The following is a 13,465-nucleotide window of genomic DNA, read 5'->3' as shown; positions in this document are numbered from 1 at the left end:
CGGCGTTGGTTCAAAAAGATGAAACGGCTATTTTTCTTTCTCCGCTCATAGGTAGAGGAAAAGGGTTTACCTACATGCACACACCCTCAAGCGCTAAAAATGCCCTCAAAAGCCTTCTCAATGCGGTTAACCCCTCGAATAACTGCTTTGAGAGGGCTTAACTGCACCCTGTGAGGAGTGTTTTCCGGTAGAATTAGGGGTGAATGAAATGCGCTTTCCCCTGGTCAAAATGCGCACGTCAAGTTTTCTTGTGAACAAGGATTTTCTTGTTTCGAAGATAATGCAGGCCAAATATGCCTGCCCATAGCGTGTTGCCCAGCGTGGATGAGCGTGAGATCTTATGCAAGGAGCCTAAACAAGTGGCAACTGAAGAAACACCTCACGAATACGGCGCCGCCGATATTACGGTTCTCGAGGGTCTGGAAGCTGTTCGTAAGCGTCCAGGTATGTACATTGGTTCTACCAATGAACGCGGCCTTCACCACCTCGTCTATGAGGTAGTTGATAACTCTGTTGATGAGGCGCTAGCTGGCTACGCAGATCATATTGAGGTCACTATCCTCGAAGACGGCGCAGTTCGAGTCAGCGATAACGGCCGTGGTATTCCCGTGGATGAGCACCCCACCGAACATAAACCCACCGTTGAAGTTGTTATGACTATCTTGCACGCGGGCGGTAAATTCGGCGGCGGGGGTTATGCGGTCTCTGGTGGTCTGCACGGCGTGGGTATCTCCGTAGTAAACGCGCTTTCAACTCGCGTAGAAACTCAGGTACGCCGTCAGGGCTTCGAATGGAACATCACTTTTGCTAACGGTGGACACACTCTCAAGCCCCTATCCCAGGGCAATGCCACCGAAGAAACCGGAACCACTCAAACTTTCTGGCCAGATGCAGACATCTTTGAAACCACTGACTTTGACTTTGAAACCCTGCGTGCACGTTTCCAGCAGATGGCGTTTCTGAACAAAGGCTTGACGATTTCTTTGACTGATCGTCGCGATCAGCACGAAGGCGACGAAGTTGCTGGAGACGAAAACGAGAACAAGGCTCTAGAACTCAATACGGTCGGTGCAGATCCAGAGGGCTTCAAAACCGTTACCTACATGTATGAGCATGGTTTGCTCGACTACGTTCACTTCATCAACAGCTCCAAAAAGCTGGATGTTATCAACGAAGAAATTATTGCGTTCGAAGAAGAAGACACCGACCGCATGATGAGCTTGGAAGTAGCCCTGCAGTGGACTACCGCCTACAAAGAATCCGTGCACACCTACGCCAATACCATCAACACCCATGAAGGTGGTACGCACGAAGAAGGCTTCCGCACCGCGTTGACTTCGCTGGTTAACCGGTATGCTCGTGAAAATAAGTTGCTCCGCGATAAGGACGATAACCTCACCGGTGAAGACGTCCGTGAAGGTCTCACCGCCGTTATCTCGGTCAAGCTTTCTGAACCTCAGTTTGAAGGTCAGACCAAGACCAAGCTGGGTAATTCAGAAGCTAAAGCATTTGTTCAGCGCATTATGAGCGATCATATGGCGGACTGGTTCGGGCGTAATCCTCAAGTTGCTAAAGAAATTGTCCGCCGCGCTATTACCGCTGCGTCGGCTCGTCTGGCAGCTCGTAAGGCTCGCGAGACCACTCGCCGTAAGGGACTGCTAGAAACCGGCTCAATGCCGGGCAAGCTCAAAGACTGCTCCTCTAAAGATCCTTCAATCTCTGAAATCTATATGGTGGAGGGTGACTCCGCAGGTGGTTCTGCGGTTCAGGGGCGCGATCCCAATACGCAAGCAATTCTTCCGCTGCGCGGCAAGATTCTGAACGTAGAGCGTGCTCGCCTTGACCGTGCGCTATCTAACCAAGAAATTCAGTCAATGATTACCGCGTTTGGTTCGGGTATCGGAGACGATTTCGATATCGAAAAAGCACGGTACCACAAGGTCGTACTGATGGCGGATGCGGATGTCGACGGTCAGCACATCACCACGCTCTTGCTCACCTTGCTCTTCCGCTTTATGCGTCCGCTGATTGAAGCTGGCTATGTCTATCTGGCTCAGCCACCGTTGTATCGCATCAAGTGGTCCAATGCTCCACACGATTATGTGTTCTCCGATGCAGAGCGTGATGAGGCTTTGGCTCGTGGTCAGGCTAACGGCTGGCGTATTCCTAAAGACAACGGTATTCAGCGCTACAAAGGGTTGGGCGAGATGGATTACACCGAGCTGTGGGATACCACCATGAACCCCGAAACGCGCACGCTGTTGCAGGTGACCATGGATGACGCTGCGGCTGCAGACCAGGTCTTCTCTGTGCTGATGGGTGAGGACGTCGAGTCTCGCCGCGCTTTTATCCAGCAGAACGCCAAAGATACTCGATTCCTTGATATTTAGGGCTTTTCACCTATATCAAAAGCGTTATATAACGCCCAAGGAATATTTATCAAGGAACCTCACAGAAATGGAAACTTCTCATGAGCGATGAAACTCAGAACGATTCCACAGAGCCCCACGAGGGCGAAGTAGTAGGCAACGATGTCGAACAGGCAGTCGGTATTCACGGTCGCATCAACCGTGTTGATTTGCGTGCGGAGATGGAACGCTCCTATCTCGATTACGCAATGGCAGTTATTATCGGACGCGCGTTACCCGACGTGCGAGATGGTCTGAAGCCTGTTCACCGCCGCGTTATTTATGCGATGTACGACGGCGGTTACCGCCCCGAGCGTTCTTTCAATAAGTGCGCTCGCGTGGTGGGTGAAGTGATGGGTCAGTACCACCCTCACGGCGACTCGGCGATTTACGATACGCTCGTCCGTCTGATTCAGCCTTGGGTTATGCGCTACCCTCTCGCGCTGGGTCAGGGTAACTTTGGCTCGCCCGGTAACGACGGCGCTGCGGCTCCTCGTTATACCGAAACCAAGATGGCTCCGCTGGCACTGGAAATGGTGCGCGATATCCACGAAGACACCGTGGATTTCCAGGACAATTATGACGGCAAGAACCAGGAACCCACTGTTCTTCCAGCTCGTATTCCTAACCTGCTGGTGAACGGATCCTCGGGTATTGCTGTGGGTATGGCAACCAACATTCCTCCCCATAACCTGCGGGAAGTCGCCGACGGTGTGGAGTGGTTCCTGAAGAACCCTGAAGCTTCAAATGCAGAGCTTTTAGAGGCTCTTCTTGAGCGTATTAAAGGCCCTGACTTCCCCGGTGGCGCAACCATTCTGGGGCGCAAGGGCATCGAGGATGCCTACCGTACTGGCCGTGGTTCTATCACCATGCGCGCCGTCGTCAATGTTGAAGAAATTCAGGGACGCACCTGCTTGGTCGTTACGGAACTTCCTTATATGGCGAATCCCGATAACCTGGCGATTAAGATTGCTGACCTAGTCAAGGACGGCAAGGTTTCAGGTATTGCTGATCTTCGCGATGAGACTTCGGGCCGTACCGGTCAGCGTTTGGTGATTGTGCTCAAGCGCGACGCCGTGCCCAAGGTGGTTTTGAATAACCTCTACAAGCACACTCAGTTGCAGGAGAATTTCTCTGCAAACATGCTGGCGATTGTTGATGGTGTGCCCCGCACGCTGTCGCTCGATGCGTTTATCCGCCACTGGGTCAACCATCAGCTCGAAGTGATTGTGCGCCGCACTAAGTACCGTCTGCGTCAGGCTGAGGACGAAGCACATATTTTGCTGGGTCTGCTGAAGGCTCTGGATGCTTTGGATGAGGTTATTGCCTTGATCCGCCGCTCCCCCACTGCTGATGAGGCACGCAGCGGTTTGATGGAGCTTTTGGATATTGATGAGGCTCAGGCTCAGGCAATTCTGAACATGCAGTTGCGCCGCTTGGCTGCTCTGGAGCGTCAGAAGATTCAGGATCGCCACGACGAACTGATGCGCCTGATCGCTGAGTACAACGAGATTATTGCTTCTGAGGAACGCCAGCGTCAGATTGTTTCTGAGGAACTTGCCGATATCGTTCACCGCTATGGCGACGATCGTCGATCGAAGATTCTGATGGGCTATGACGGCGATATGTCCATGGAAGACCTCATTCCTAACGAGGAAATGGTTGTCACCATTACTCGCGGCGGATATGTGAAGCGTACTCGTTCTGATCAGTACCGCGCGCAGCATCGAGGCGGTAAGGGCATTAAGGGTGCTTCTCTTCGTGGCGACGACGTCGTAGAACATTTCTTCGTGACCAGCACCCACAACTGGATTCTCTTCTTCACAAATCTTGGTCGGGTCTATCGAACCAAGGCATATGAGCTCATTGAAGCTGGACGTGATGCTAAAGGACAGCATGTAGCTAACCTGTTGGCATTCCAGCCCGATGAAACCATTGCGAAGGTCATGGAGCTCACCAGCTATGAAGATGCTCCTTACCTGATTTTGGCTACGAAGAGAGGTCTGGTGAAGAAAACTCGCCTGACCGATTACGACACCAACCGTACCGCCGGTGTCATTGCTATTAACCTGCGCGATGATGACGAGCTGGTTTCTGCTCGTTTAGCTTCGGCAGAAGATGACCTTATGCTGATTTCGCGTAAGGGTCAGTCGCTACGGTTTACCGCCACCGATGAGGCTCTACGCCCGATGGGTCGTGCGACTTCCGGTGTGACCGGTATGAAGTTCCGTGAGGGTGATGAACTGCTCTCTATGAACGTGGTGACCGATGATTCTTACGTCTTCATTGTGACTGAAGGTGGCTACGCTAAGCGCACCAAGGTGGAAGAATACCGCCAGCAGGGTCGCGGTGGCCTGGGTATCAAGGTAGCCAAATTGGCGGAAGAACGCGGCGATCTCGTCGGCGGTCTGGTTGTTGAAGAGGACGACGAAGTTTTGGTTGTGATGCAGCAGGGGAAGGTCGTTCGCACCGCTGTGAATGAAGTTCCTGCTAAGGGTCGCGATACCATGGGCGTTATTTTTGCTAAACCTGCCAAGAATGATTACATCGTGGGTGTAGCTCATAATCAGGAGCGCAATCTTGAGGAAGCTGTCGCCGCTGATGAGGGAAACACCGCTGAATCCAACGGAGCAGCGGATAATGAAGTACCGTTAGAAGACGGTCAACACGAGCAAAGCTCTGAGGGATTAGAATTGTCTGATTCCAACGCACATGGAGGTAACTAGTGAGCGTATCAGCATCAAATGGCGCGCAGTCGGGAGCTAAAAGACGCCCCTCTACTCGCCCCCAGAATGGACGCGCGGGCACTCGCTCAGCAGCGAACCGCAATAAGCCGTTGGTGCGTCCGGCGCCTCGGTCAAAGATTCGTCGCGCTCGTCTGGTTGTTGCCAAGGTTGATACCTGGTCAGTTGCCAAACTGATGTTTCTGCTGTCAGTAGCGGTTGGCATTGTTATCGTGGTTACTTCGGTGGTGCTGTGGCTTGTTTTGCAGGCTACTGGTGCTTTCGATGGCATAAATGACATGCTGACGATGCTGGGTACCACGGGTAATCACATTGATATTTCCCAGGTTCTTTCTCTGGGGCAGGTTGCTTTGTACACCACTATTTTGGCTGTCGTGAACGTTATTCTCTTTACGTTGCTGAGCGTAATTTGCGCAATGCTGTACAATATTGCAGCCAAGCTGGTGGGCGGAATTGGTCTGACTTTGACAGACGACTAAAGTTGTCTCTTGCCTGCGGGGCGAAATAGAATGTGAGACGGAACACCGAATGTAGATTTGGAAAGTTCTATAAGCTCGTGTAAAGTTTTATTTCGTCCCAAGGGGCAAGTGAGGGCGTATAGCTCAGTTGGTTAGAGCGCTACACTGATAATGTAGAGGTCCCAGGTTCAAATCCTGGTACGCCCACTTCCTTTCTTCAAGGAGTCTCAATGAAAAAGATTTTTGTAGTAGTTATGGCTACTGCGGCAAGTTTAATTGCGGCTCGTAAAGTGAAGGAAAATCAGGAAAATAAGACTTCCTGGAATGAATCTACGGATTCAATCTAAAACTCAATAGAGTTCCCACCGAGGGGGCGTGGCGCAATTGGTAGCGCACCTGCTTTGCAAGCAGGGGGTTAGGGGTTCGAGTCCCCTCGCCTCCACGTTTCGGTGATTATACCTAGAGGGAAACGCCCGGCTCCATCCCGAACCCGGAAGCTAAGCCTCCTAGGGCCGATGGTACTGCACTGGGGACGGTGTGGGAGAGTAGGTTATCGCCGAACTACTTTTTTTGAAGAGGTTCCAGTCTTTTGATTGGAACCTCTTCTTTTTCTTTAAGCCCTATTGGTTGCATATAAAGTGTGATGCGCATCTTATCCCCATTAAAATGAACTTAAAGTAAACGCATTTTGAACCCCCGGTTTACTTATGTGGGTTTAGCGCGGTAGGGGACTTAAACGGTCATGAAACCACACCTTTTCAGATGGTCGTTTCCCTGATTTTCAAGGCATTTCACAATTGAAGGAATGTTGAAGATGTGGGTTTATGGGAAAATAACCAACAAAACCAGTATCGACACCTACTTGTTACCGAGTCGACGTCTTATTTTCATCTAGAGTTATCCGGGCAGATAATCAATAGGTGACTACTGAACTCATCATTCTGATCATTGTGGTGCTTACCGCACTAGCTTTTGACTTCACTAACGGTTTCCATGACACCGGTAATGCCATGGCAACCTCGATTGCAACCGGTGCGCTCAAACCGAAGGTTGCGGTAACGCTTTCTGCGGTTCTCAATCTCGTAGGTGCGTTTCTTTCTGTTGAAGTGGCTAAAACTGTCGGTAAAGGCATCGTCAATCTTGACGCCGTCTCTCATGACAATTCGGGGCTTATGCTCATTGTCTTCACCGGACTAGTAGGCGGTATCTTATGGAACGTCTTGACCTGGTTGTTGGGTCTACCTTCTAGCTCCTCGCACGCCTTGTTTGGTGGTTTGATTGGTGCAGCTATGGCGGCATTGGGTACTTCGGGTGTCCAATGGTCAGGAGTTATGTCGAAGGTAGTTATTCCCGCTGTGATGGCGCCGTTTGTTGCCGGTTTGGTTTCAACGGTGGGCACCTGGCTGATTTACCGTATTTCAAGCCCTGTTTCCGATGCAAAGAAGACTTCTGGATTCCGCTGGGGCCAGGTTTGCACAGCATCGCTTGTTTCTTTGGCTCACGGTACTAATGATGCTCAGAAGACTATGGGCGTTATTTTCTTGGCTCTGCTTGCTGCGGGTGAAATTGACCCCTCTGCCGATATTCCGTTCTGGGTTAAAGCATCGTGTGCCCTGGCTATTGCTTTGGGTACCTACTGGGGTGGCTGGCGTATTATCCGCACCCTCGGCAAAGGTTTGGTAGAGATTGATACTCCCCAGGGTATGGCAGCTGAAGGTTCTTCGGCAGCAATTATTTTGACGTCGTCGCACTTCGGTATGGCACTTTCCACCACTCACGTGGCAACCGGATCTATCTTGGGTTCTGGACTGGGGCGCAAGGGCGCTGAAGTTCGCTGGGGTATTGCCGGACGCATGGTAGTAGCTTGGCTGATTACTCTGCCAGCTGCCGGCGCGATTGGTGCATCTACCTGGTTTATTGGTCACTACATCAATGTATTGACCGGTAGTGGTTGGCTAGGCGAGTTAGTAGTGTTCCTCATCCTCGTAGGCTTCTGCGCATGGATGTACCTGCACTCCCGTCGAGCACCCGTTGACTCCTCAAATGTGAATGCTGATTGGGAAGATAATGGTTCCCAGGATGCCGGTTCCATCAAATCATCCAAGGTCGGTGCGTAATGAGTTTTCCTGAGCTAAGCGAAAAAGTTATTTCTGTGGTTTTAGCAGGGCTGTTATTTGGAGCAGGTTTGCCTGCTCTTTACGCAGTGGGTATGCGTTTTCTAGCTGGAACCACTGAGTACACTGCGGACGGCCGTCTCATTGAAACTGAGGGCCCCTCTGGCGTAATGAAAGCGCTTGCCTACGTTATTTTTGCGATAATCGTTGTAGTCATCATTATTGCGGTGTTGTGGGTCGCGAAAGACTTTATGTACCATACCTTCGGTTTCAACCTGTTTGGCTTGGCGGATAATAAATAGGATTTTCTTATTCATGTAGGTCCCATGCAAAGGAGTTTCGGGATGCCTCAAAGAAATGTCGTGAATCGGGTGATCGACTGGTTGAGCGTTGGGTATCCTGAGGATGTTCCTCCTCAGGACCGTGCCGCTGTGATGGCTGTACTGCGCCATCGTTTGAATGATCAGCAGCTAGAGGAAGTAATTCGTAGACTGATGGCCACGCGCGCAGCTCGTGGAGAAGAGTATGTGAGTGATGAGCGAATTAACGAATACATCCGAAAAGTAGTGGATGATGTGCCGGGTCCGCAGGAAATCGATAGAGTAGCTCGCATTTTGGGGGCACATGGACTATTGATTTCTGAAGAACATTTTGGACCGGAAGATTCTGTGTCTGAGAGTGATACTGAAGGGTTTGTTCATTATGACGATCCCACTCCAGAAGAGTTGAAGATTGCAGAAGCTGTAGCTGCAAAGGTGCCGGGGCTGGAGAACTAAAGGTTTTCTGTGATGAAGTATCAAGGGGAGTCACTGTGAAAGTGGCTCCCCATAGTGCATGGCGAAGTTTACGGTGAATTTACCTGCCTTGTGTTGCACGTCATTTGTTGTTGATTTGCATCTTCAGAAAATCTTCCTGTAAAGTAATAACTACCGCACGGGGGCGTGGCGCAATTGGTAGCGCACCTGCTTTGCAAGCAGGGGGTTAGGGGTTCGAGTCCCCTCGCCTCCACGTTTCGGTGATTATACCTAGAGGGAAACGCCCGGCTCCATCCCGAACCCGGAAGCTAAGCCTCCTAGGGCCGATGGTACTGCACTGGGGACGGTGTGGGAGAGTAGGTTATCGCCGAACTACTTTTTTTGAAGAGGTTCCAGTCTTTTGATTGGAACCTCTTCTTTTTGTTTAACTCTCTTTTCCGGTGCTGAGCGAAGAAATGAGGGGCGCTCTCACCAAACTTTATATTCTCGCTCCTGGAGCATAGACAGATATGAATTTTATGAAGAACCTTCAAAAGTGACGCATAAACTGTTCAGGAGCTTGCAGGAAAGAACGCCATAGAGCTACTGATTCGAGCTCTTCATATTCGGTGGGGCGAATACCCCATTCACCAATTTCCAAAAGAAGGGCACCTCTAACGGCCATGAGTACGGGGGAGCAGGCTCTAACCCTTGAATTTTTCGCAGGGGAAGGGAAGAAATCATAGGTTTATAACTCCTGTCTTTGAGGAGTATTTTATGAAATATTCTGTGTGCCTACCCCAATTTATAGTTATCCACAGGAATGGAAGTCATAAGACTTTTTGAAAGCTGGATTTATGTAGACTCGCCAGTATTCCACGGCTCACGTAGCGCCGTCCAGATACATCGAGGTAACCATGAGCAGCTCACAGCGCCCTCTTCAGCCGCCTGAAAACCGGCAATACCCGTATAGGCAGACCTTACCGTCCTCACAGTCTTACCCACCTCAGGCGCCGTCTAAACCGGGCTTATCAACCGGGCGTATCATCGCAATCGTCCTGGGATCTATCTGTGCGTTTCTCCTGCTGCTGGTGATGGGATTCAGCGTCTTTGTAAATTCCCTGATGCGCGGCTCTTCCACTGATATCTCCCAGCGGGGGAGTGGGGCAATAGCAAGTAGTAGCAGTTCTGTTACTGAATCATCGGCTACCCCCTCTACCTCGGTAACCCCCACTGTGCAGAGTAAGAATTTTTCTCAGGTGATTTATTCAGAATATGACCGCCGAGGGACTGCAGATGGGCGACCTAGTCTCGCTATTCAGCTTTCAGGAACAGGTATTCAGCACCTAGAAGATTCGATGTCGGATATTAAGGACGCCGCGCAGCAGCCAGGTGTGGAGACTCTTCAGATATTTACGGATACCGGTTCTTATATCTCTGTGGATACCCATGCTGCACAGAACCTCTCCGCCCAGACTTGGCAGGTGCTTCTTGAGAACCTATATACTGCTCATCCGGCCGAGTATTCCATCGAAGTTGGCGCCACTGACCATGCGGTAGTGAAAATAGGGGGAGCCGACTCTCTGCTGTATCGAGATAGGGCAGAGAATGAACTGGGAAAAGCTGCTCACTTAGCTGAAGTGTCTCAGCTTTCAGCAGTGGCGGTGAGCGTAACTTATATGGTTGAAGTAGAAAGAAATCATCTTATATCGGTTGTTTATAGTGATTTTCCTGCGAACTTGGCAACGAAAACCTCTTCGATGGTGAACGATGTTCAAGCGTCTGTATTTGCTCCAGATCTGGCGGCAGTCTATTTTACCCGCGAAGAACAGGGGAAACCTCAAATACTAATTCAGCTCAACCCCCAGACTGACTCTCAAAAATATAGCCAGGACCAGTACCAGGAACTAGAAAAGAAAGTTCAGAAAATAATTCCCCAAATTCAACTAAAAGTAGCGGTCAAGTCAGCTGATCAGAAGACTCCGCCTGCCGCTATCTATGAGGGGAAATAGAACTATGAATTATCCACAACGTTCAAAGGCCCCAACGGTGCTCAAAACCGTGCTGGGGATTCTGGGAATCATCGGTCTAGTTATCGCGGTTATTCTCGGTACTTTAGGTTTCCTGGTCTACAACATGTTTGATCGGTATCGAGATGAAAATAAAGCTTGGGAAGAGAGCTATAAAACTTCGGGTGCTGAGGCAGAAGCTGTCCTGGGAGAAAATAAATTTCTCGATAATGAGCACGCTGAAAGTGGCTCAGAGGGGCGTGGACTGATATTTGCGAAGGTGAATAAGCAAGCTCATGCTGACCCTGCTGAATTTGGGCAAAGTATGAGCGATTTGGTGGATTCAGACAAGGTGAGTTCTTTCTATCTCACGTTTGAGGGAGGGAAAGAGCTAGAGGTCTCTATTCCTACATCGAGTCAGGCGTCTTCTTCCAACAATGTTTCACGTGAAACCAGCGACTCATCTGGGGAAAGTTCCTTGCCAGGGCTCACCGAGCGGGGGTGGCAAGATATGCTCTCTCTGATGCAAAATTCCTCGGTTCAGCACGCGGTGATTGATGAGAATGGTCAGCTAGAAATCTTTGTACAACAGGGGTACGACGGTGAAATATCTCCTCCTGTAGCAACGACCGTTGAACAAGCTCGCACGTTTTTGGGATCTTTAAAAAACATCTCCACTCCCGATGGGCTGAGAAACGCCGTCATTAAACATTCTTTTATTTCTACTAACGTCAAAGACAACCCCTATAGGGTGGTTATCAGTATCTCTGCAAGTGATATCGACAGAACCTTTAGCGCAATCGAAGATGTCGGAAACCACAAGTGGCCAGGCGGCGTCCATCGCCTAGAAATAACATCCAGCGGTACCAGCAATTCGCCTAGCAACCTAAACATCACTCTTGAACCAAATTCCTACACCAATGAATTTAGCGAAAACGATTTCACCGAACGCAGAGAAAACCTCATTCAGGAAACAACACCCGTTGCTAAGAAATACAGCAATCAAGTTGAGGGGCCGTTGACCTTCAATCTCACCGCTCAAAAAGTGGAGAACTCCTTAGTTCACCCCGATCCGCTGATTCATATCGAAAAATAACCTGAGACATAAAAAATTCCGCCCCTCAAATGAGGGGCGGAACTTCTACGTTCAATCAAGAACTAGACTTCAGAAAAATTACTTCTTCTTAGGGTCCTTAGCTTCTACGCCTTCTTCATTCAACTTGGAGGAAGTGGTCTCCTTGTTGTTGGTGTATGAAGAGTTCTGAGCAGCCTTGGTAGCAGGTGCAGCATTGTTAGCCTTACCTACAGGTGCCTTGCTGGTCTGAGCAACGATCTCTTCAGAAGACTTTTCACGAGTAGTAGCCGCAGGATTAGCAGCCTTCTTCTCAGCTTGGCGACGTGAAGTATCTGAATCAGGATCAGCAGACTTCTTGGGTGCTGCATGAGCCGCGCCGCTGGTGTTCTTAGGAGCTGATGCCTTGGACTCAGTAACAACCTTAGGTGCAGTTGCAGGCTTAGGAGCTGCAGCAGGAGCCTTGGTTTCGGTTGCAGGCTTGGTCTCCGCAACAGTCTTAGGAGTTACAGGTGCAGCTGCATTAGCAGACTTGGTTTCAGTCGCAGTCTGAGAGGTAACCGGAGAAACGGTCTTGGTCTCAGTTGCGGGCTTAACAGGAGTCTTCCAAGGATCTTCAACAGGACGTGAAGCTTTGTAAGCTGCGTAACCTGCAGAACCAGCAGCAACAACAAGACCGGTCAGTAGAAGACCCTTGTTGGACTTCTTGCCAGCCTTCTTCTGCTGCTTAGCGAATGCGTTAGCAGACTTTACAGCGTTCTTACGAGCCTTCTTGAGGTCACGCTTGCTGTAGCCAGCCTTAGCGGCGAGAGTCTGAGCCTGCTCGGGAACCTCAACATCGTTGAGCTTATCTGCAGCAACAGCAGCAAGTACGCCTGCCTTGACGCGTGCCTTTGAAGCGGCGTCTTCAAGAACAGGAGTAGCCTTCTCGATACCTTCGTGTACGCGATCGGTTACAGTGTTCTGAAAATCTTCAAACTTCTTGCCAGCAACAGTAGCCTGCTTGTTAGCTACCTTAGTGAAGTGCTGAGCCTTCTTGTTAGTGTTCTTCTGGGCTTTATCGAAAGCCTTAGAAGCTTTCTTCTGGGCTTTTGCTTTCTTGCAGCATGCCATGATTTTTCCTCCTTCATGATACAAATACTCTGCTCGGAAGAGCACAGGTGTAATGTATTCATCATATAGCTTACTAACTCTGTTGGGATTTTTTCTGTGTATCTCCTCAAAAATCTCAGGTTTCTCTCGCCGCAAAATAGGGGTGGTAGTCAGAGACTTCTTTTCCTCAAAGAACTTCAGGGGACATAGAGCTTTCGCTGAGTGCTAAAGACCTACTTCTTCTAGATTTGAACCGCTCTATCGTGCGAAGATGAAGATATGACTAACGCAACTGCAAAGGCAACTATTCACACCAATCACGGCGACATCGTGGTAGACCTCTTTGGTAACCACGCTCCCGTGACCGTAAAGAACTTCATTGGTCTAGCCGATGGTTCACAGGAATGGCGTCACCCCCGCACCGGTGAAGTACAGGAAGGTCCCTTGTACAAGGACGTCGTCTTCCACCGTATTATCCGTGATTTCATGATTCAGGGTGGCGACCCCCTCGGCCAGGGTATCGGCGGTCCTGGCTACCAGTTCAAGGACGAGATTCACCCTGAACTCTCCTTCAACAAGCCCTACCTGCTCGCTATGGCAAACGCAGGCCCCGGCACCAATGGTTCACAGTTCTTCATCACCACCGTTGAAACCCCTTGGCTCAACGGTCGCCACACCATCTTCGGTGAGGTAGTAGGCGAAGACTCCAAGAAGGTTGTAGACGCTATTGAAGGCGTAGCAACCGGTGCTATGGATCGCCCTGTTGAAGATGTCGTTATTTCCTCCATCGATATTGAAGAGCTCTAAGCCCTTCACCATCTGAAGAGATACCGA

The 13,465-nt window shown here is 50.1% G+C and carries 11 protein-coding genes, 3 tRNA genes and 2 rRNA genes; 15 read left to right on the top strand and 1 reads right to left on the bottom strand.

What is annotated here, in order from left to right; genetic code table 11:
- Positions 1-359: 359 nt before the first annotated feature.
- From gyrB to ACFR81_RS04700, 14 genes are all read left to right on the top strand, one after another.
- A complete protein-coding gene (gene gyrB / locus ACFR81_RS04765; protein ID WP_343874777.1) occupies positions 360-2,390 on the top strand; it encodes a DNA topoisomerase (ATP-hydrolyzing) subunit B in 2,031 nt (676 codons plus the stop codon).
- 80 nt (positions 2,391-2,470) lie between these two features.
- On the top strand, positions 2,471-5,134 hold the full coding sequence (gene gyrA, locus ACFR81_RS04760) for a DNA gyrase subunit A (protein WP_068169883.1): 2,664 nt from the start codon (positions 2,471-2,473) through the stop codon (positions 5,132-5,134).
- Positions 5,134-5,631, top strand: a complete 498-nt coding sequence (locus tag ACFR81_RS04755) for a DUF3566 domain-containing protein (protein WP_343874774.1) — start codon at positions 5,134-5,136, stop codon at positions 5,629-5,631. The genes gyrA and ACFR81_RS04755 overlap by 1 nt, the downstream gene beginning before the upstream one ends.
- A 112-nt stretch (positions 5,632-5,743) precedes the next feature.
- A tRNA-Ile gene (locus ACFR81_RS04750) sits at positions 5,744-5,817 on the top strand.
- A 23-nt stretch (positions 5,818-5,840) separates the two neighbouring features.
- Positions 5,841-5,957 carry a DLW-39 family protein gene (locus ACFR81_RS04745; protein ID WP_222114705.1) on the top strand — a complete coding sequence of 39 codons (117 nt, stop codon included), beginning with the start codon at positions 5,841-5,843 and terminating at the stop codon, positions 5,955-5,957.
- A 22-nt stretch (positions 5,958-5,979) separates the two neighbouring features.
- Positions 5,980-6,052, top strand: a tRNA-Ala gene (locus ACFR81_RS04740).
- Between the two features lie 3 nt (positions 6,053-6,055).
- Positions 6,056-6,172, top strand: a 5S ribosomal RNA gene (rrf, locus tag ACFR81_RS04735).
- A gap of 358 nt (positions 6,173-6,530) precedes the next feature.
- Complete coding sequence (locus tag ACFR81_RS04730) at positions 6,531-7,727, top strand: inorganic phosphate transporter (protein ID WP_068169879.1); 1,197 nt, start codon at positions 6,531-6,533, stop codon at positions 7,725-7,727.
- Positions 7,727-8,026, top strand: a complete 300-nt coding sequence (locus tag ACFR81_RS04725; RefSeq protein WP_068169876.1) for a hypothetical protein — start codon at positions 7,727-7,729, stop codon at positions 8,024-8,026. The genes ACFR81_RS04730 and ACFR81_RS04725 overlap by 1 nt, the downstream gene beginning before the upstream one ends.
- 42 nt (positions 8,027-8,068) lie before the next feature.
- Positions 8,069-8,500 (top strand): DUF3349 domain-containing protein, encoded by a 432-nt coding sequence (locus tag ACFR81_RS04720; protein ID WP_068169873.1) that lies wholly within the window; start codon positions 8,069-8,071, stop codon positions 8,498-8,500.
- Between the two features lie 159 nt (positions 8,501-8,659).
- Positions 8,660-8,732: transfer RNA gene (locus ACFR81_RS04715), tRNA-Ala, on the top strand.
- Between the two features lie 3 nt (positions 8,733-8,735).
- Positions 8,736-8,852, top strand: a 5S ribosomal RNA gene (gene rrf / locus ACFR81_RS04710).
- Positions 8,853-9,375: 523 nt separating this feature from the next.
- The gene (locus ACFR81_RS04705) at positions 9,376-10,470 is read left to right on the top strand and encodes a hypothetical protein (protein WP_343874768.1); all 1,095 of its coding nucleotides are present in this window, start codon (positions 9,376-9,378) and stop codon (positions 10,468-10,470) included.
- A gap of 4 nt (positions 10,471-10,474) precedes the next feature.
- Entirely contained in the window at positions 10,475-11,563 is a 1,089-nt protein-coding gene (locus ACFR81_RS04700) for a hypothetical protein (protein ID WP_343874766.1), read from the top strand.
- Between the two features lie 78 nt (positions 11,564-11,641).
- Here the strand turns inward: ACFR81_RS04700 and ACFR81_RS04695 are convergent, their stop codons facing one another.
- Positions 11,642-12,652 (bottom strand): hypothetical protein, encoded by a 1,011-nt coding sequence (locus tag ACFR81_RS04695; RefSeq protein WP_343874764.1) that lies wholly within the window; start codon positions 12,650-12,652, stop codon positions 11,642-11,644.
- 258 nt (positions 12,653-12,910) lie between these two features.
- Between ACFR81_RS04695 and ACFR81_RS04690 the strand changes: the two genes are divergently transcribed.
- Positions 12,911-13,438: a peptidylprolyl isomerase gene (locus ACFR81_RS04690; protein ID WP_068169861.1), complete on the top strand. Its 528-nt coding sequence runs from the start codon at positions 12,911-12,913 to the stop codon at positions 13,436-13,438.
- Positions 13,439-13,465 lie beyond the last annotated feature (27 nt).

Origin of the sequence: Rothia amarae (assembly GCF_042677725.1) — a bacterium.
Taxonomy (GTDB): Bacteria; Actinomycetota; Actinomycetes; order Actinomycetales; family Micrococcaceae; genus Rothia; species Rothia amarae.
Note: the sequence above shows the minus strand (reverse complement) of the source record. Positions and strands in the feature narration are given on the sequence as shown.